The organism is Paenibacillus cellulositrophicus (assembly GCF_009363095.1).
GTDB lineage: Bacteria > Bacillota > Bacilli > Paenibacillales > Paenibacillaceae > Paenibacillus_AQ > Paenibacillus_AQ favisporus.
Genome location: NZ_CP045295.1, coordinates 1403083 through 1420270 on the forward strand (window position 1 = coordinate 1403083; position 17188 = coordinate 1420270).

Here is a 17188-nt window from a genome sequence, read left to right on the forward strand (position 1 = left end):
ATTATCGTGCTCCTTTCACGGCTGCAGCCAGTTCAGCCTGGCGCGGTTTTGCAGGTTTTTGCTGTTTATGATCGGCAATCATTTTCAAGAAATCGTCAAACAGATAGCTGTTGTCGTAAGGGCCAGGGGCCGCTTCCGGGTGGTATTGCACGGTAAAGGCCGGGTATTTCTTATGTTTGAGCCCTTCCACCGTCTTGTCGTTGTTGTTGATATGCGTAACCTCGAGCTCTGTGCCGGCAATGGAGTCATCCTTAACCGTGTAGCCATGGTTCTGCGATGTGATATAGCAGCGGTTCGTCGCCAAATCCTTCACCGGATGGTTGCCGCCGCGATGGCCGAATTTCAGCTTCTCAGTGTCGGCGCCGCAAGCCAGGGCGAACAGCTGGTGACCCAGGCAGATGCCGAAGATCGGATATTCGCCGAGCAGTTCCTTGATCGTCTGGATCGCATGCGGTACATCTTTAGGATCCCCAGGGCCGTTGGACAGCTGAATGCCGTCCGGATTCAGGCGGCGGATTTCCTCGGCTGTCGTATCATGCGGAACAACCACCACGTCGCAGCCGCGGGAAGTCAGTTCGCGCAAAATACCGCTCTTGGCGCCGTAGTCGATAAGTACGATCCGCTCTCTAGCGCCCGGACTGCTGTAAGTATGCTTCGTGGACACGCGCGACACCTGATCGGTCATCAGGGTGCTCGCAGCAAGACGCTCTCTCAGCTCCTCGACGGACTGAGCGGATGTCGTCAGAATCCCTTTCATCGTGCCGTGGCTGCGGATAAGGCGGGTCAGCATGCGCGTATCGATGTCGCTGATGCCGACGATCCCGTATTCCTTCAGCAGCGTATCCACGCTGTACTCGGCACGCCAGTTGCTCGGCACCGTTTCATGGCGGCGTACGACAAATCCGTGCACATACGGCGCAACCGACTCAAAATCGTCGCGCGTAATGCCGTAGTTGCCGATCAGCGGGAACGTCATCGTGACGATTTGCCCGCAGTACGACGGGTCCGACAGCACCTCTTGATATCCCGTAATCCCTGTATTAAACACGACTTCGCCCGTCGTTTCACCTTCTGCTCCGAAAGCACTGCCCGTAAACAGTGTTCCATCCTCCAGCAGCAATCTTGCCTGCATCCCACTCACTCCTCTGTCAAATTACGTTAAGTTAGTATCTAGTAGTATCTATATCTGTTTCTTTTGTATCAACCGATCCGGCCCGGTTATATCCGGTCTTAGGCTTCAAACACGACTTTGCCGTCCATCCAGGTTTTAACCGGCCAGCCCTTCAGCTTCCACCCTGTAAACGGCGTGTTCCGTCCCTTTGAGGCAAACTCTTCCGGATTCACCGCTTTTTCGGTTTCCAGGTCAATCATCGTCAGGTCAGCGGGAGCGCTTTCCTCAAGCCGCCCGGTGTTCAAACCGAACACCCGCGCCGGATCGGAAGTCATCCGCTGAACCAGCATGGCCAGATCCCATTTGCCAGTCGCCACAAATTTGGTGTACAAGAGCGGGAAGGCCGTCTCGAAGCCAACGATGCCAAACGGCGCCATTTCCATGCCTTTTGCTTTCTCTTCCGCCGCATGCGGCGCATGGTCCGTCACGATGATATCGAGCGTTCCGTCGAGCAGCCCTTCGATGCAGGCTTCCACGTCCCGCGGCGAGCGCAGCGGAGGATTCATTTTCCAGTTGGCGTCCAGCCCCGGAATGTCTTCATCCGACAGCAGCAGATGGTGCGGACACACCTCAGCGGTGACGTGAATGCCGACTTCCTTGGCCTGGCGGATCAGCCGGACCGACTGTTCCGTGCTGACGTGGCACACATGGTAGTGCACGCCCGTCGCTTCCGCCAGCAGGATGTCCCGCCCCACATGAATCGCTTCCGACTCGTTTGGAATACCGATCAGTCCGTGCTGCTCGGCAAACTTGCCTTCCGTCACGCTTCCCCCTTCGACCAGGGAGTTCTCTTCACAGTGCGCAATCACCGGCATGTTCAGCTCTTTCGCCCGGCGCATGGCGTCTTTCATCATCTTGGCGTTCTGTACGCCAACGCCGTCGTCGGTGAAGCCGACCGCACCCGCTGCTTTGAGCGCTTCAAAATCCGTCAGCTCCCGTCCGAGCTCCCGTACCGTAATCGCTGCATAAGGGAGCACCTTCACGATTCCCGCCTCGCGGGCCTTCTCCAGCACCAGCTGGACCGTTTCCGGGTTGTCGGTCACCGGTTTCGTGTTCGGCATGCAGGCGATGGTCGTGAAGCCGCCTTTGGCAGCCGAGCGGCTCCCGGTCTCGATCGTTTCCTTATGTTCAAATCCAGGTTCGCGCATATGGACATGCATATCGATCAAGCCGGGCGTAACCAGCTTGCCGGCAGCGTCCGTCACTTCCGCCCCTTCGGGAGCACTCCAGCCGGCATCGGGTTCCACCAATGTTTTGATGATGCCGTCCTCGATGACGATATGCTTGCTTACCTGTTCCCCTTGTTCATTCAGTACGCTGGCGTTCGTTATGATCTGTATCATGAGTACCTCCGGTCATTGATTGGCACTGTGGCTTCCAATCTATTGTATAATAATAATTCATTTTTGTGTATATTTATTAATAAAATTTGTGTATGCCTATATATCCCTTGATTATTTCATCGCCCGTTCCATGACAGCCATACGGATCGGGACGCCGTTGCTCATTTGCGGGAAGATCGCCGACTGTTCACTCTCGACAACCGCATCGTCGATCTCCACGTTCCGGTTCACCGGAGCAGGATGCATAATTAGTGTATGCTTGGACAATTTGGAAGCCCGCTCCTCCGTCAATCCGTACTGCGCTCTGTATTCCTCCGCCGATTTCAGCATGCCGGTCGCATGACGCTCAAGCTGAACCCGCAGCATCATGACCACATCCGAGCGGAGCGCCTCTTCCATCGTTACGTATCTGGCAAACGGCTCCAGCTCCGGTGCCGTCATATTATTCGGCGCGCAGAATTTGACTTCGGCCCCGAACTTGCGCAGCGCCCACAGGTCCGATCTAGCCACCCGGCTGTGCTTAATGTCGCCGATGATCGACACCGTCAGGCCTTGAAGGCTGCCAAACCGTTTCTTCATCGTGTACAGGTCGAGCAGCGCCTGCGTCGGATGCTCATTGTTTCCGTCCCCTGCATTGATGAGCGGAACCGAGATTTTGCTGGACAGCTCCTCCAGTACCCCAGCCGGCTTCAGCCGGATGACGCCTGCGTCAATCCCCATCGATTCGAGCGTTCTTACCGTGTCGTAGATCGATTCGCCTTTCTCTACGCTCGAAGCAGCCGCCGTAAAGTTCAGCACCTGGGCGCCCAGGCGTTTCTCTGCCATTTCGAAGGAAAAGCGCGTCCGCGTGCTGTTCTCAAAAAACATGTTGGCTACGAATTTGGAGGCCAGCACCGGCACCAGCTTTTCGTGCTGTGCTTCCCAGTATGCGGCCCGATTCAGGATCGATTCGATTTCGTCGCGGCCCAGATCCTTCAATCCGAGCAGGCTCCGGTCCTTCAGCTGCGTCATCGTTAGCATGTTATTTCTCCTCCCGGTTTTGCATAATCGTCACTTCGTCCTTGCCGTCCGTTTCCGTGAGGGCTACTTCAATTTGCTCGGATCTTGCCGTCGGTACGTTCTTGCCGATGTAATCCGGCCGGATCGGCAGCTCCCGGTGTCCCCGGTCCGCCAGCACCGCCAGCTGGATCATCTGCGGCCGGCCGCAGTCCATTAAGGCGTCCATAGCGGCGCGGATCGTCCGTCCCGTGTACAGCACGTCGTCGAACAAAATCACTTTTTTATCATGAATATCGAGCTTTTTCAGGCCGATGTTTGCTTCAGTCAGGGAAGCTGCGCTGTCTTTCTGGTCGTCCCGGTACCGGGTGACGTCAACGGCCCCCCATGGAACCGGTGTGCCTTCAATTTCGAGAATTTTGCCGGCGATGCGCTGGGCCAGAAATTCTCCCCGGGTTTTGATACCGATGAACACACAATTTTCAATCCCCTTGTTCCTCTCCAGTATTTCGTGTGCAATCCTTGTCAGTGCACGGCGGATTGCCGTTTCATCCATAATGACATGCACCTCGTTGCTCATGCTCCACACTCCTTCTTCCGTCTAAAAGGGATTTAAATAGCTGACCCGTGAAGGTTCCCCACAAAGCGAGGCTTTGCTGTGATGCCTGTGTAGATGCTTGGAGGGGACCCAGATAACAAAAAAACTCCCTGCCCGTAGGCAAGGAGTTAGAAGCTATCAGCATACGCTGATAGACATAGAGATTCGCTGGGCGGCTTAAAGCAGACAGTATGCTGCCGCGAAGTGAACCTCGGTTCACGTTACCTTGCCAGTCTCACGGGACTGATTTAAAGGTGCTATTCAACTAAAGATGATTATGACAGACTGAACGTCTGCTGTCAACCGAGCTTAGCCTTCCCGATCCGTGGAATTTTATTCCGGCAAACGCGGGGATGCGGCGGATTCCGTCCGAACCGCCTGAGGCTGCTGCCCCTGTTCCGTTACGGGCTCCTGGGCGGAGCTGCGCTTCTGGCGCGGCGAGTCGCCCATAATGTCGCTCATTTCGTTTTTAAATTCCCGCAGCATGCGTCCGGCCGAGCGGCCCAGTCCGGGCAGCTTGTTTGGTCCGAATAACAGCAGCGCAAGCACGGCCAGCAAAATGAAACCCGGCAAACCGATATCGCTTAGCATAATGTAAATCGTCCTCCTTTAAACCAATTTATATATCAGCTTCTCCACTTGATTTCAGTGCACTTCATCACCCAAGGTCGACCTGCATTAGGCAGATCCATAATTCATCCGGTCCTTGGTCCCTGCATCCGTCTGCATTTGCTTGCGGTATACCAGCTTGGACATCAAAACGCTGATTTCATACAGCAGAATAAAAGGTACCGACACCGAAATATGCGAAAAAAACTCCGGCGGAGAAATCATGCACGCGATGAAGACCAGCACCATGTACGAGACTTTACGCATTTTCCCCAGCAGTCCCGGGTTGATGACACGCAGCCTTGTCAGCAGCATCACCAGCACCGGCAGTTCAAAGGCAAGCGACACCGGAACCACGATGTTGGTCAGAAACGTAAAGTACTGCGCAATGCCGTACGTCTCCACCAATCCCAAGTTTTTGGTCATACTCGTCGTAAAGCGAAACGCCATCGGGAACACGACAAAATAGGCAAAAGCAAACCCGACAAGCAGCAGTACGAACGCAGCTGGCACATACTTTAACGCCGCTTTCTGCTCGCTCTTACGCAGTCCCTTTTTGGCAAAAGCCCAAATTTGCAGCATCGTAAAAGGTACCGCTACGACCAGCGACAGGGCTGCGGCAATGTACATATACATGCGAACGCCCTCCCACGGGCTGAACGCGTTCCATTCGACCAGCGAGGCCGGCGGCCTGCCCCTCAAGAAGTGAAGCACGTCGCCCACCACGAACAGCGCCGCGATCATTGACACCAAAAATGCGCCCAAAATCCAGAACAGGCGCTTGCGCAATTCGCCCAAATGTTCGACATACGAATCCCATTTCCAATGTTTAAACAGAGCTGCTCAACTCCCACTTCAGGCCTTGCTCTCAAAAGCAAGCGCCGTTATTGCTATGTCCACTTTACCATGTTTGGCCGCAAAAATCATGGGCTTGTTTCCAGTTCCTTCAACCGCTCCAGCACCAGCCGCACTGCCAGCGCATCATCGATATACCCAAGCGGAAAACTGTAATCCGGGATAATGTCTGCGGACAATACAAAATAGAGCAGCGCGCTGCCGATCACCGTCTTCATATTGGCGGGAACATCCGGTTCATGATAGCGGGCGTACAAATCTTTTAGCTGCTGAATATAGAACCCGGCGCTCTGCAGCTGCTCAAGCTTCTCCGGAAACCGATCGGTAATCAGCTCGCTCCCTTCCCGGGTTTCCGCGTATTCCTCGTACTTCACCAGCTCCTGCCGGACCCGCTCTGTCATGTCCCGGACATCAAGGCCCAGCCCGTCAAACACGCGCAGCAGTTCCTGCTCATTGGAGCCTGTGTAGGAAGCCCTTGGCTGATCTGCATCCTTTAGCTGTGTACTGCCGTCAAGCGGATACCCCGCTGCCGATAACAACGTCTCCATCGGTATGCCCAGGTGGACCGCGAAATGCTGCAAATGCTCCAGCCTCGCCTTCTGTTTTCCGTTGACAATTCTTGATATTGTTGCGGTATCCATGCCCGTCAACGCGCTGAGGCCGCGCATGGAGAGCGACTGCTTTTTAAGTGCCGCCTTGATGATATCTGCCAATTTCTCGTGGGACATCGAATCTTCCGGCCCCGTGACCATAAGCTGCACTCCCTTCCTGCCTTGAAAATGGATGCGTTTCGTTAAGTCAACAACCATTGCTCGTTGCCGAACCCTGTTGACGATATCTCAACAAATAAGCCCATCCCTGTCACTTTTTCTCAACGGCTCCATATGATGTATTACTTCAACTAAAGGAGCTGACATCATGGATCTGGCTGTTTGGATTCCGGCGATTTCCATCGCGCTTGCCGCAAATCTCGATAATGCGGGCGTTGGCGTGGCTTATGGTGTAAGAAATATAAAAATACCGGCATTGGCGGGTACCGTCATCGCGTTTATCGGATTTATGCTGACCTGGATCGGCGGGATATCGGGAAAAGTGCTGTCCGCCTGGCTGCCGCCATCCGTGTGCAATATTGTCGGCATGGTCATCCTCGTCTCGATCGGCACCTGGGTCATCATTCAGCCGCTGCTGCAGGAGCAATTGGCCCGGCATTCGGACCGGCGGAACTGGTTGACCCGAATCCTGCAAAATCCCGAAACCGCCGACTTCAACGCGTCCAAATCGGTCGATTTCAAAGAATCGGTCGTCCTCGGCATCGCGCTGTCGGTCAACAATCTGGCGGGCGGCTTCGACGCCGGGATCACCCACATCGGCATCTGGGAAACGTCGATTTTGTCCGGTATCTTCAGCTTTGCCAGCGTGGGTCTCTGCTCTCTCATCGGCCGAAAAATTGCCGGGGAACGCCTGGGCAAAAGCGCCAGCGTCCTTGCCGGCCTTATTCTCATCTTTATCGGGCTGCATCAGGTGATATAACGCTGCGGCCAAAAAAAAGATCCGCCCTGCATGTCAGGGACGGATCTTGCTGCACATTGAATTAAAATTCGAATTCCACGTCGCTCAGGCGGCGTTTAATTTCGGCAATGACGCGCTTCTCGTCTTCTTGGCCCTTGGCTTCGAAAGTGACGGAGAACCGGACAAAGCTGCCTGCATCATCCCAAGGCACGGTGGAGATCAGCTTCTCGCGGATCAAGAACTGGGAGAAGTCCTCGCCGGAATTGAAGCGGACCCCGCCTTTAATGCCCTTAGGCGCTTCCACATAGAGGAAGAAGGAGCCTTTCGGTTTCTCGGCCTGGAAGCCCAGCTCGTTCAGCGCGGCTACCAGCATATCGTGGCGGCGGGAATACTTCTCCGCAATTTTCTCCGTAATTTCCGGATGGGCGAGACCGTAAGCGGCCGCTTTCTGGATGGCAATAAACTGGCCGGAGTCGTTGTTGTCCTTCACGTCGCCGAAGGCTTTCACGACGAGCGGGTTACCGGCGATAAAGCCGATCCGCCAGCCGGTCATGTTGTAGGATTTGGACAGCGAGTGCAGCTCGACACCTACGTCCTTCGCACCTGGAATCGACAGGAAGCTCAGCGGCTTCAGTCCGTCATAAGTCAGGGCTGCGTAAGGAGCGTCATGAACGACGACGATGTCGTACTTCTTCGCCCATTCCACCACTTCGGTGAAGAACTCGACCGTGGCGCTTGCGCCCGTCGGGTTGTTCGGATAGTTCAGGTAGATCAGCTTGGCGCGCTGAGCGATGTCTTCCGGGATGCTCTTCAGGTCCGGCAGGAAGTTGTTTTCCTTCTTCAGCTCAACGGTGTATACTTCCCCGCCGAGGTATTTCGTGTGGGTTCCCAGAACGGGATAACCCGGCACGGTGATGATGGTCACGTCGCCAGGGTTGATGAACACCGATGGAAGCATCGCCAGGGCCGGCTTGGAGCCGATGGAGTGGAGCACTTCTGTCTGCGGATCGATGCCGTCCACGTTGAAGACTTCCTTCAAGTATTTGGCCGCCGCTTCCTTGAATTCAGGAATTCCGTTATCTGCATAGCCGCGGTTCTCCGGCTTGGCCGCTTCTTCCGCAAGCCTGGTCACAATGCCGGCGTCAGCCATTTCATCCGGTTCGCCTACGCCAAGGTCGATCAGTTCCACGTCCGGGAAGTCCTTTTTAGCCTGGGCTTTGGCCCGCTTGATTTTTTCAAATTTATAGATGGCTGTGTCTTTACCATAATTGGAACCGCCGATCCGGTCCGCAAAGCTGTTCTGAATGTACGTTTGCTGGTACTGTTCGATACTCATGTATTCTTTCATCTCCTACTTCAATTTCTACACCCCTAAATATGAAGGAATCCATGGCGGAATGCCATGGACTAATTATCGTATGATTTGTACTTTCAACGGCTGCGCAGCGATGTCAGCAGATCCTCCATATCGCCTGGAATCGGCGCTGAGAACTCCATATATTCGCCGCTTCCCGGATGGATGAATCCAAGCACGCCGGCGTGCAGCGCTTGTCCGTTCATTTTGATGCCTTTGCTCCGTCCGTACACCGGATCCCCAACGAGCGGATGGCCGATGAACTTCATGTGCACCCGGATCTGGTGGGTCCGCCCGGTTTCGAGCTGAAGCTCCAGTAGGGTATAGTCGCCAAAGCGCTCCTTAACCGTAAAATGGGTGACGGCGTGTTTGCTGTTCCTCTCCGTCACGGTATACATTTTGCGGTCGATTGGATCGCGCCCGATCGGAGCGTCTATCGTTCCTTGATCATGGCTGACATTGCCGTGGACCAGGGCATAATAGCGCCGGGTCACGCTGTGGTCTTTGAGCTGGGCGGCCAAAGAGGCGTGGGCCATATCGTTCTTTGCGGCCATGATCAAGCCGGAAGTGTCCTTGTCGATCCGGTGAACGATGCCTGGACGCAGCTCCCCGTTAATGCCGGACAAATCCTTACAGTGGTACATCAGCGCATTCACCAGAGTCCCCGAGGCATGCCCGGGCGCTGGATGAACGACCATCCCCCGCGGCTTGTTGACCACGATGACATCCTTGTCCTCGAAAGCGACATTCAATGGAATGTCCTCCGGTACGATCTCGACGGCGGCCGGCTCCGGAACGGTCACTTCCAGGCGGTCGCCCGCCGCCAGCTTATAATTGGCTTTGACCGGCTGACCGTTCACAAGCACATGGCCTGCGCTGATCCAGAGCTGGACCTGGGACCGGGAAATGTCCTCCTCCCAGGATTCCGTAATATATTTATCGATGCGTTCTTTGGCATGGACAGGGTCAACGACCCACTCCCTGATATCCGCACTCTCCGGGTTTTCCCCCGCTCCGGATGTTTGTTCTTCGATCAAACCGGTTCATTCCCTTCATTGCTCTTGTTGTTCGATTCGGTTCGGTTCATGTCCATCAGCGAATCCAGTATAATGAGCGCCACCCCGATCACGATGCAGGAGTCGGCCACATTAAAAATCGGAAACGTATAGCTGCCGAAATTGAATTGTAAAAAGTCCACCACTTCGCCGTTCAGCGCACGGTCGAGAAAGTTGCCGATCGCCCCTCCCAGGACGAGGCTAAGCGCTACCGGAAGCAGCTTGCGCGAAGACGATTTTCTCACCCGGTTCATATACCAGATAATCGCCACCACCACGACGATGGTAATCACGATAAAAAACCAGCGCTGGTTGGGAAGAATACCGAAGGCTGCACCCGTGTTCCGGTGGGAGGTAATCAGAAAAAAGTTGCCAATCACCGGAATTTCCTCTGCTAATTCCAATCTGGTGGCAATTAAATACTTGGCGCCCTGATCCACCAAAAACACGATTAAAGCGATTAAGTAGTACACCACAGCCATTTGTCACTCCGTTCTTATTCATTAGGCCCGTCCGCTCGGACACAGCCTTTCACGTCATGTAAAGACTTGTTTATTGTAGCATAGGGCGCCGGAAACCGTCCATAAACGGGGAATGGCGAAAACAATTTCCTTCTGTAAAACAGGCTTAATCCGCACATTCTAGATATGAAAAGAAATCGTCTTTATCGTTTTGTTGATCCAAAGCGGAAAGGGGCTTTGTCATGCAGCATCTCACACAATCACAGCTGGATCATTTGCACAGCATGCTTAAGGAACAGCAGGAATCCATCCGCCAAAAGGATGACAGCAACGAGCATTACGGCCTGGAAGACTCCATGCGCGACCAGACTGGCGAGCTGTCGAACATCGACAACCATCCCGGCGATGTAGCTACCGAGCTTTACTCCAGGGAAGTCGATTTAACGCTGCAGGACCATGATGACCATCACATGGACCGCATTGAAATGGCGCTGGACCGATTCCAGCAGGGAACCTATGGCGTCTGCGAGGAATGCGGAAAGCCGATCCCGTACGAGCGGCTGGAAGCCGTTCCGACGACGTCTTTTTGCAAAGAGCATTCGCCTAAAGTGCATGTCGAGAATTACCGCCCGGTTGAAGAGGAATTTCTGATGCCTCCTTTTGGCCGGACGAGCCTGGACGAACGCGATGACCAGAACGGTTTCGACGGCGAAGACGCGTGGCAAATCGTAGAAAACTTCGGCAGTTCCACCAGTCCGGCATATGCAGAAGACCGTGAGGTCCACAGCTACAACGAGCTCGAAATCGAAGCTTCCGACGAGCTGGAAGGCTGCGTTGAGCCGTATGAAGCTTTTGTCGCCACCGATATTTACGGGAATCAGATCGAATTTGTCCGTAACCAAGAGTACCGAAAATATATGGACCAAGGCGAAGGTGTCAGCATGGACCAGCTCGGCGAAGAGGACGAAGGGTTCATTTAATACGTTTTCAGCTCAAGCTGCCGCTGGACGATCCGGACGATATCGGCAATATAGTCTCCGATAATCGGAAGATTGAGCGCTCCCAGCACCTGCAGCACATATATAATCGTAGCGGCAAAAAAGGTGAACCCGATGGCGACCCCGACGCCGCGCGCCGCACCGGACAGCAGGTTCAACATAATCAACCGGAAGGGTCTGTGCAGAAGCTGGGTATATTCCGCAATCCGGGCCTGCTCCAATTCTTCGGCAATTCGCACGGTCAAGCGGTACACAACGTTCAGCTTCTCCTCTTCCGATTCGGGAATGATGCTCTTCTTATTCGCCATCTCTGCATTCTCCTCTCGGATCAGCGCGGTATCATCGTTCCGATGAACAACAAACGAGCCGAAGCCGGCGCGAAAATGGTTTTCCATTTCCGCACGGGCCAGAAGGCTCGTTTGTTCGTTTGTTGTGCTATTATGCGCCAAAGCAGCGATTGCCATTCAATGGCGGTGAAAAGGCAGATTATCCGGCAATGCGGATACCCAGCGTTTTGCCGGCGAGATCAACGCGCTCCATTTCAGCTTCTTGCCCGAACGCAAGCTCGTTCACCAGCACGTTTTCCCGGAGCACATGCTCAAATGCCTGGATGGCAGCCGTCAATTGTTCATCCGCATCAAGGACCAGGGTGACGCGTTTTTCGATCGGCAGGTCGAGCTTTTTGCGGTAGTCCTGTACGGCACGCACCACTTCGCGGACCCAGCCCTCCTGTTCCAGTTCAGGCGTGATTTCCGTATTGAGGGCAACGGTGATGCCATAGCCCGAAGCCGATGCAAATCCGGCTTTTGCCTGCTTCTCGACGAGCAGCTCGTCGGCCGTAATCTGCAGCTCATCTCCATCCGGCGAAGTGACGTTCAGGCTGCCGGTATTGACGACGTTCCGCGTATCCTCCGGACTCATCGCTTTCAGGAAGCCCTGGAGGAACCCGATGTTTTTACCGTATTTCTTGCCGGCCACCTTCAGGTTCATCTTCAGCGTAAAGTCGACGAATCCGCTGTCGCTCGTCTCTACGACGATGCTCTTCACGTTGATTTCTTCCTTGATGATCTCCTCGTATCCAGCCACATCAAAGTCGCGGTCCAGCGACACAATCAGCTCGGACAACGGCTGGCGGGTCTTGATACCCGTTTCGTTCCGCACGTTGCGGGCGAGCTCGACGACCTGGCGGGCGGTTTCCATATCTTCCTCGAGCGCCTTGTCGATCCGAGCCTCATCGGCAGCCGGATAATCGGTCAGATGAACGCTTTCCCCGCCGGTCAGGTTCGTGTAGATATCTTCCGACAGCAGCGGCGTGTACGGCGCCATCAGTTGGGCCAGCGTGACCAGCACATGCGTGAGCGTGCCGTAAGCGGCCAGTTTATCTTCTCCGAGTCCGCTGCCCCAGAAGCGGTCGCGCGAACGGCGGATGTACCAGTTGCTCAGCTCGTCGACGAATCCTTCGATGGCTTTGGCCGAGTTGAGGAAATCGTTGCTTTCCAGCGCTTTGTCCACCAACAGGATTAGGCTGTTCAGACGGGACAGGATCCAGCGGTCGAGCTTGTTTTCCGACGGCTGGTACGGATGCTCCGCCGGGTTGTAGCCGTCGATGTTCGCATACAGCGTCAGGAACGCGTGCGTGTTGACCAGCGTGTCGATCACTTTGGATTTCGCTTCTCCGACAATGCCTTTGGAGAAGCGCTTGCTGTTCCAAGGTGCGCTGTCCGAAAGGAGCGCCCAGCGGAACGCATCTGTGCCGTATTCGTTGATGATGTCCCAAGGGTCGATGACGTTGCCCTTCGATTTGGACATTTTTTGGCCGTTTTCGTCCAGGATATGCCCCGTTGCGATGACCGATTTGTAAGGCGCAACGCCTTTGAACAGGGTGGAGACGGCCAGCAGGCTGTAGAACCAGCCGCGGGTCTGGTCGATCCCTTCGCAGATCATATCCGCCGGGAACTGCTCCTCAAACGTGTCCACGTTCTCAAACGGATAATGGTGCTGCGCGAACGGCATCGAGCCGCTGTCGAACCAAACGTCGATCACTTCGGACGTCCGTTCCATCACGCCGCCTTCGCAGTGCGGACAGCGCACTTTGACCTCATCGACGTAAGGCTTATGCAGCTCCAGATCGTCGCTGATTTCGCCGACCGCCTGGGCCTTCAGCTCCGCAAAGCTGTGCGGCGAAAATTCACCTTTACACGATTCGCAGACCCAAACGTTTAGCGGCGTGCCCCAATAGCGGTTACGGCTGATATTCCAATCCACCAGCTCTTCCAGGAACTTGCCGAAGCGTCCTTCACGGACATGGCCCGGATACCAGGTGACGCCATTATTGTTGGCGATCAACTGATCCTTGACGGCCGTCGTTTCGATAAACCAGCTCTCCATCGCATAATAGAGAAGCGGAGATTTACATCGCCAGCAGAACGGATAGCTGTGCTCATATTTTTCCTTGCTGTACAAAGTTCCTTTTTCCGACATCATCTTGACGATGTCCAGATCGCAATCTTTTACGAAGCGTCCGGCGAAGTCGGTAACCTCATCGGTATAGCGTCCTTGGGCGTTCACTACGCTTACGAAGCTGATGCCGTTTTCCCGGCAGGTTTTGTAGTCGTCTTCCCCGTGGGCCGGCGCCATATGCACGATCCCCGTACCACTCGAATCCGTAACAAAGGATGCGCCGACGATGATGTTGCCTTTTTCGGGCTTGAAGTAAGTAAACGGCGGCGTGTAGCTCTGGCCGACAAATTCGGAGCCTTTGTGTATGGACAAAACCGTATAGTCGCCTTTCATCACGTCTTCAACCAGGTTTTTGGCGACGATGTAGACGCCGTCTTCCTGCTGGACGCGGGCATATTCCATATCCGGGTTCATGGCCAGCGCCACGTGGGACGGCAGCGTCCAAGGCGTGGTCGTCCAGGCCAGCACATAATCGCCACTGTCATGCAGCTTGAATTTGGCCGTAGCACTCAAATCCTTGACGTCTTCGTAGCCCTGCGCCACTTCGTGGGAGCTGAGCGTCGTCTGGCAGCAAGGGCAGTACGGGCTGACGCGATGTCCGCGGTACAGCAGCCCTTTGCCGTGAATCGTGGACAGGATGTTCCATACGCTCTCGATGTAATTGTTCTCCAGCGTAATGTACGGATGGTCCAGATCCGTCCAGTACCCGATCGCTTCGGTCAGCTCTCTCCACTGCTTCTCGTACTCGAACACGCTGTCCTTACATTTTTTCACAAACTCTTCCACGCCGTATTTCTCGATATCCTGCTTACCGGAGATGCCGAGCTGCTTCTCTACGCCGAGCTCCACCGGCAAACCGTGGGTGTCCCAGCCGGCTTTGCGCACGACGCGGTAGCCCTTCATCGTTTTGTAACGCGGAACAAAATCCTTGATCACGCGCCCCAGCACGTGCCCGATATGCGGAGCCCCGTTGGCTGTCGGCGGGCCTTCGAAAAATACGAAGTTCGGCTTGCCCGAACGGTTTTCGATGGATTTTTTGAAGGTGCCTTCTTCATTCCATTTTTTCAGGATGCGCTGATCTCTCGCGCGCGCCTTTTCTTTGACATCGACCTTATGCATGATTATCCAACCTTTCGTAATCTTTAAAAGATTTCCCATCTCCCTAAATCCCTCTTCGTAAGAGGGACCCCGAGGGCGCTGCCCTCTGGACACCCGGAAACCTCCGTGGCGCATCATTTGATACGGACTTAGTTGAGCTTGAGCGTATCCCCGCTTGCCGCCCATCTTCCTTTGCCCCGCAAAGTGAAGATGGGCACGCTTGACGTTGGTGGTACCTAGTTACTAATCTTGTTACTAATTAAGAAACGCTCCTCCAATTTCCAGCCTGATCACCACTCAGTACACCAAATGATCTCCGTCAGCCCGGCACACAGCCTGCGCATGTGCCGCCGGTCGAGCGGGTGCGAAGCCGCGTAAGACCCATCTCGCATGAGAGGTTCCGAAGGCGGTCCCCCAAAGGGGCAGCCGGAGAGGAACCGGGGACCAAGCCTACCGTAGCATCAATACTCCAAACTAGCTCCGTCCTCGGAGACTTTCGGGTGTCCAGAGGGTAGAACCCTCTGGGGTCCCCCTTAGGATAAGGGGGATTTAGGGGGATCCGAAACAAAACAAATAAGCCTCATCCCCTAAGGGACGAGGCTTCTGCTCGCGTGACCACCCTAATTCCATTCTTTCAACAATCGCCCTTGAACCGCAAGGTCAAGCACATTGATCAAAGAATGACTCCTCAGTCCATGCCGAGCTTCCGGCATGGAGCCGATATAACGTTCGGCGGCCCGGTTCGGCTTACGCACGCAAACCTGCGTTTCAGCTTCACTTCTCAGGGAGGATCTTCGGCTTCGGTCTGAACATTGGCTTTCAGCATATGCCAACTCTCTGGGGAACAAATCCCAAGCTTACTTATCCCGTCATCGAATTCATATTTCGTTTCAAGTCTAACCCAATCACTAACAAAAAAACCGATATGAATATATTTATATTCCTTTTTCCCGCAAAAGTCAACCAAGCAGAAGCCTAGTATACTTCGTTCGCTTCGCGCGTCTCCCGGGTTTCCAGCGCTTCCCATCCATCCTGGCTGAGCAGCTCGAGCTGGGCTTCCACCAGCGTCCGGAAACGGGTACGGTAAATCGAGGCTTGCTTCTTCAGCTCTTCGACTTCCATCGCGATTTTGCGGGCCTTCGACAAGGATTCGTTAATGATGCGGTCAGCATTCTTCTCCGATTCCTTGATGATGAGCTGCGCTTCCTTCTTCGCGTTGTTCTTCACTTCATCCGCAGCTTCCTGCGCAACGATGATGGTCTTGGACAGCGTCTCCTCGATATTCACGAAATGGTCAAGTCTTTCCTGCAATGAGGCCAGCTGACCTTGAAGTTCCTTGTTCTCGCGGATCACGCTCTCATAATCCTTAATGACTTGGTCGAGAAACTCGTTCACTTCATCTTCGTCATAACCCCGGATTCGGCGGGCAAACTCCTTGTTATGTATATCCAGTGGTGTTAATGGCATTGATGCGCACCTCCTAAAATGTTCAGGTTTCCCTGTCGACGAGCGGTCCTGATGGGCCTCACCCAAATGTATCGGTCAAAAGTTACGATATCTTTAATATTCTTGGATAATTCATTTCGACAGCAAAAAGACAATTCCTGCTGTAGGTCTACACAAATTTCCCTATTTTTACGCGCTGGCGTCCTTTTTTCGTCATGCCGCCCGCTTCGATCACTTTAAACCGCCCGAACCCCTGCATCGAAACGAGGTCCCCTTCTTTCAGCAGATAGGAAGGATCCTCGACGACTTTCCAATTGACGCGGCAGCGGCCGGCACGGATGGGAACGACCACTTTGGTCCGGCTGATGCGGTAGGCATCAGAAGCTATTCCATCTAAACGCAAAGAAGCGACCGTAATATCCTGCAGCTCCAGCTCAACCTGGCTTGTCCGCAGTTGTTCGATCGGCAAAATTTCGCGCAGCACGTGAATCCGGTGCACCTGTGTTAAGTTCATGTCGAGAAACGTACTGATCTCTTCGCAAACCACGGTGTGGCATCCATCCTCAAGGACATGGATATCCCCGATTTTGCTTCGTTTTACGCCGAGTCCCAGAATGGAGCCCATGTAATCGCCATGCTCCAGCGACAAAAATTTCTGATCCCCGGAGTAGATGCTAAGTACCTTCAGTCCCATGTCCTCTTGGCTTAAATCCCGGTAATCGGGAGCCACCAGCGCCCGGCAGCGCTCCGCTCCCTCATATCCGCCGTCCAGGCGCACCTGAACGTCGGGGTGTCGGTTCACCAGCGACTGCAAAATAAAAGCCTGCCGCGGGTCCAAAAAATCGGTAAGCTTGACTTCGTGATATTCCCCGGCGTGAACGACCCATTCCCATGCCCGATCCACAAACTCGCGTTCATCCGGGTGAAAGTGATCATAGATGTCTAATTTCATCTCAGTCACCTAAAACAACAGTGAAAAAATAATGAACCGCAATCCCTGCATAGCGAACTGGAGCACGAACAGAGCGACGATCGGGGATATATCCAGCATGCCGAAGATTGGCGGGATAATTTTGCGGAAAGGGGACAGGTAAGGCTCCACGAGCTTGCCGAGCAGCTCACCGATAAAGCTCTCGCGAATATTCGGAAGCCATGACATGAGAACATAGATGATGATCATGTAGAAGTAGATATTAAAGAGCAGCGTTAAAATCGTATCAATGTTTTGGGCCAAA

17 protein-coding genes are annotated in these 17188 nt (G+C 54.2%); 2 read left to right on the top strand and 15 right to left on the bottom strand.

What is annotated here, in order from left to right; translation table 11 throughout:
- Window position 1 precedes the first annotated feature (1 nt).
- The 7 genes from GCU45_RS06455 to GCU45_RS06485 form a co-directional block, all read right to left on the bottom strand.
- Window positions 2-1132, bottom strand: coding sequence for a carbamoyl phosphate synthase small subunit (locus tag GCU45_RS06455; RefSeq protein WP_152398407.1), 1131 nt, complete (start codon window positions 1130-1132; stop codon window positions 2-4).
- Window positions 1133-1230: 98 nt separating this feature from the next.
- Window positions 1231-2514 carry a dihydroorotase gene (locus GCU45_RS06460; RefSeq protein WP_152398408.1) on the bottom strand — a complete coding sequence of 428 codons (1284 nt, stop codon included), beginning with the start codon at window positions 2512-2514 and terminating at the stop codon, window positions 1231-1233.
- Between the two features lie 111 nt (window positions 2515-2625).
- Window positions 2626-3534: an aspartate carbamoyltransferase catalytic subunit gene (locus GCU45_RS06465; RefSeq protein WP_089548174.1), complete on the bottom strand. Its 909-nt coding sequence runs from the start codon at window positions 3532-3534 to the stop codon at window positions 2626-2628.
- Window position 3535: 1 nt separating this feature from the next.
- Window positions 3536-4090 carry a bifunctional pyr operon transcriptional regulator/uracil phosphoribosyltransferase PyrR gene (pyrR, locus tag GCU45_RS06470; RefSeq protein ID WP_152398409.1) on the bottom strand — a complete coding sequence of 185 codons (555 nt, stop codon included), beginning with the start codon at window positions 4088-4090 and terminating at the stop codon, window positions 3536-3538.
- A 351-nt stretch (window positions 4091-4441) separates the two neighbouring features.
- Complete coding sequence (locus GCU45_RS06475) at window positions 4442-4699, bottom strand: twin-arginine translocase TatA/TatE family subunit (RefSeq protein ID WP_116229552.1); 258 nt, start codon at window positions 4697-4699, stop codon at window positions 4442-4444.
- Window positions 4700-4786: 87 nt separating this feature from the next.
- Window positions 4787-5515, bottom strand: coding sequence for a twin-arginine translocase subunit TatC (gene tatC / locus GCU45_RS06480; RefSeq protein ID WP_234489325.1), 729 nt, complete (start codon window positions 5513-5515; stop codon window positions 4787-4789).
- 125 nt (window positions 5516-5640) lie between these two features.
- Window positions 5641-6324: a DUF1232 domain-containing protein gene (locus GCU45_RS06485; protein ID WP_244364458.1), complete on the bottom strand. Its 684-nt coding sequence runs from the start codon at window positions 6322-6324 to the stop codon at window positions 5641-5643.
- A 166-nt stretch (window positions 6325-6490) separates the two neighbouring features.
- Between GCU45_RS06485 and ytaF the strand changes: the two genes are divergently transcribed.
- On the top strand, window positions 6491-7102 hold the full coding sequence (ytaF, locus tag GCU45_RS06490) for a sporulation membrane protein YtaF (RefSeq protein ID WP_105444541.1): 612 nt from the start codon (window positions 6491-6493) through the stop codon (window positions 7100-7102).
- Window positions 7103-7163: 61 nt separating this feature from the next.
- Here the strand turns inward: ytaF and GCU45_RS06495 are convergent, their stop codons facing one another.
- The 3 genes from GCU45_RS06495 to lspA all read right to left on the bottom strand — a co-directional run bounded on the left by GCU45_RS06495 (window position 7164) and on the right by lspA (window position 9966).
- Window positions 7164-8417 carry an LL-diaminopimelate aminotransferase gene (locus tag GCU45_RS06495; protein WP_152398410.1) on the bottom strand — a complete coding sequence of 418 codons (1254 nt, stop codon included), beginning with the start codon at window positions 8415-8417 and terminating at the stop codon, window positions 7164-7166.
- Window positions 8418-8512: 95 nt separating this feature from the next.
- Window positions 8513-9421, bottom strand: a complete 909-nt coding sequence (locus GCU45_RS06500; RefSeq protein WP_244364592.1) for an RluA family pseudouridine synthase — start codon at window positions 9419-9421, stop codon at window positions 8513-8515.
- 47 nt (window positions 9422-9468) lie between these two features.
- On the bottom strand, window positions 9469-9966 hold the full coding sequence (gene lspA / locus GCU45_RS06505) for a signal peptidase II (protein ID WP_076170153.1): 498 nt from the start codon (window positions 9964-9966) through the stop codon (window positions 9469-9471).
- Window positions 9967-10193: 227 nt separating this feature from the next.
- Here lspA and GCU45_RS06510 point away from each other — a divergent pair, with 227 nt between their 5' ends.
- Window positions 10194-10931: a TraR/DksA C4-type zinc finger protein gene (locus GCU45_RS06510; RefSeq protein ID WP_089548179.1), complete on the top strand. Its 738-nt coding sequence runs from the start codon at window positions 10194-10196 to the stop codon at window positions 10929-10931.
- Here GCU45_RS06510 and GCU45_RS06515 read toward each other — a convergent pair.
- From GCU45_RS06515 to GCU45_RS06535, 5 genes are all read right to left on the bottom strand, one after another.
- Window positions 10928-11257: a DUF5665 domain-containing protein gene (locus GCU45_RS06515; protein ID WP_089548180.1), complete on the bottom strand. Its 330-nt coding sequence runs from the start codon at window positions 11255-11257 to the stop codon at window positions 10928-10930. The genes GCU45_RS06510 and GCU45_RS06515 overlap by 4 nt on opposite strands.
- A gap of 178 nt (window positions 11258-11435) precedes the next feature.
- The gene (gene ileS / locus GCU45_RS06520) at window positions 11436-14528 is read right to left on the bottom strand and encodes an isoleucine--tRNA ligase (RefSeq protein WP_152398412.1); all 3093 of its coding nucleotides are present in this window, start codon (window positions 14526-14528) and stop codon (window positions 11436-11438) included.
- Between the two features lie 954 nt (window positions 14529-15482).
- Window positions 15483-15974, bottom strand: coding sequence for a DivIVA domain-containing protein (locus GCU45_RS06525; RefSeq protein ID WP_076169866.1), 492 nt, complete (start codon window positions 15972-15974; stop codon window positions 15483-15485).
- Between the two features lie 148 nt (window positions 15975-16122).
- Entirely contained in the window at window positions 16123-16905 is a 783-nt protein-coding gene (locus GCU45_RS06530; protein WP_116229546.1) for a YlmH family RNA-binding protein, read from the bottom strand.
- Window positions 16906-16914: 9 nt separating this feature from the next.
- The gene (locus GCU45_RS06535) at window positions 16915-17187 is read right to left on the bottom strand and encodes a YggT family protein (RefSeq protein WP_076169864.1); all 273 of its coding nucleotides are present in this window, start codon (window positions 17185-17187) and stop codon (window positions 16915-16917) included.
- Between the last annotated feature and the right edge of the window lies 1 nt (window position 17188).